General features: G+C 34.8%; 3 protein-coding genes and 1 tRNA gene (2 of these 4 running past the window's edge). All 4 read right to left on the bottom strand.

Features of this window, described 5'->3' with window-relative positions; genetic code table 11:
- Positions 1–340 carry the 5' portion of a GNAT family N-acetyltransferase gene (locus Q5O30_RS08845; RefSeq protein WP_021953393.1) on the bottom strand. The gene continues 98 nt to the left of window position 1, outside the view, so only the first 340 of its 438 coding nucleotides appear in the window; it begins with the start codon at positions 338–340; its stop codon lies off the left edge, out of view.
- Positions 341–355: 15 nt separating this feature from the next.
- Positions 356–1,267, bottom strand: coding sequence for a DUF2156 domain-containing protein (locus Q5O30_RS08850; RefSeq protein ID WP_021953394.1), 912 nt, complete (start codon positions 1,265–1,267; stop codon positions 356–358).
- Positions 1,254–1,742: a 2-C-methyl-D-erythritol 2,4-cyclodiphosphate synthase gene (gene ispF / locus Q5O30_RS08855; protein ID WP_021953395.1), complete on the bottom strand. Its 489-nt coding sequence runs from the start codon at positions 1,740–1,742 to the stop codon at positions 1,254–1,256. Before ispF ends, Q5O30_RS08850 begins: the two co-directional genes overlap by 14 nt.
- A 98-nt stretch (positions 1,743–1,840) precedes the next feature.
- A tRNA-Met gene (locus Q5O30_RS08860) sits at positions 1,841–1,890 on the bottom strand (it continues 48 nt past the right edge of the window).

The following is a 1,890-nucleotide window of genomic DNA, read 5'->3' on the forward strand; positions in this document are numbered from 1 at the left end:
CTGATGGAATAAGATAAGTAAATGCATCCATGTTTTCGTACATTTTCTTTAAAACTTCATTGAAGATTTCGTGCATATAACCTTTGTTCCTGTAGCCTGCAAATGTCCCCACTGCGTATATATACATTACATTGGTCTTAAGGGAACCCACAACCAGATTTTTAGGGATAAGGTGAAGTGCAGACACAATTTTCCCATCCTGCTCATTTACCACCACTTCATTATGTGGCAGACACTTTGAAAAATAATAATCAGTAAATTCTTTTCCATCCTCACTGAAACAATGTTCATAAAGGGGTCTGATATTTAGTTTCTCAAAACTTTCCAACAATCTAATCATATTAATAACTCTCTCTTATTTTTGAATTATAGTATATTTTTCAATCATATATATAGGATTATATGACTCCTTTGACTTTCTTAGTCCATCAAGTCCCATATCATCCTCGCGGTTTACTTTTCCTGCCATGGGGAAAACTTCCTTTAAAAACTCGCTACATATATACTGATACAATCCTCTTATGTTATGGTCGGCTTTTTCCACCGGTATATACACCATGTCCTCTTCTTTATAATAATTTCCAATGGTAAACGCCTTTAATTCGCCATCAATGTAGACACCTGCCATCTTATAATCCAGATATTCCTCATTATCCAATAAAAACTTTACACCCTTTGCTTCACTATCAATAAATTCATGCTCCTGTGAATGCTCCTTGGTTATTTTCCATTTATCAATAAAATCAAGAATCTCTTTTTCGTTATTTTTAGTTAATATTTTAAACTCATATCGTCCCTCATAATCCCTTTTAAAAGCATTTAAATGATTTTTCTTGCCATGATATTTTTTACCGCTGAAAGTTCTTAATTTTTCAGCATCATATATATAATCAAAATATGTCCTATCAGGGACTACCACGTATTCATCCTTAGGTAAATCAAGAATCTCCACTGCCTCTTTATCCACCACATACATAGTCAGTTTCTTTTTCAGGCAATTATTAAAATACTCCTGAGTTTCTAAAAAACACTCCCTTAAATCCTCATTTCTGCAACAGGGAATGGCTGAATAAAACTGTCCATCCTCGCTTTTCGCCACCCACATAAGTCCTTTGTCGGTAGTAAAATACTTAGTAGGGTAACAATTCTCCCATAGATATAAATCCAAAAGATTGCTGTCTGCTGCCTGAGGTCTTCTCATTCTGTAATATTTATCAAGTAATTTATAATCTTCAACTTTAATAGTTTTTAAATTATACGTTTTCATTTAAACCTTCTTCTAATAAAGCTATAGCCTGTGAGGATATTCCAAGACCTTCACCTGTAAATCCCAATCCTTCCTCAGTTGTGGCTTTAATACATACTCTGCTTTCTTCGATATTTAATGCTTTGGCAACATTTTTTACCATTTCATCCCTAAAAGGTGCAAGCTTTGGTTTCTGGCAAATTATTGTTGCATCTATATTTCCAATCTTAAAATTATTCTCTCTTAACAATTCCCCTACGTGATGTAAAAGTTTAATGCTTGATATTCCCTTATATCTGTCATCCGTATCGGGAAAATGCTTTCCTATATCCCCTAATGCTGCAGCTCCTAACAGAGCATCCATTATGGCATGAACTACCACATCTGCATCTGAATGTCCTAACAAACCTTTTTCGTATGGAATATCAACTCCTCCTAATATTAATTTTCTATCTTCAACCAGCTTATGGACATCATATCCCATTCCTATTCTCATGTGTACCTCCATAGGGTAATACCCGAATAGTTAGTATACCACAGTTTCTAATTATTATAAAGAAAAAAGTACCGACTATTCGGTACTTTCTCATCTAATAGCGAGAGGGGGATTCGAACCCTCGACACCACGGGTATGAACCGTGTGC

It is taken from the genome of Eubacterium sp. CAG:161 (genome assembly GCF_000432355.1).
Classification (GTDB): domain Bacteria; phylum Bacillota; class Clostridia; order Lachnospirales; family Lachnospiraceae; genus Eubacterium_G; species Eubacterium_G segne.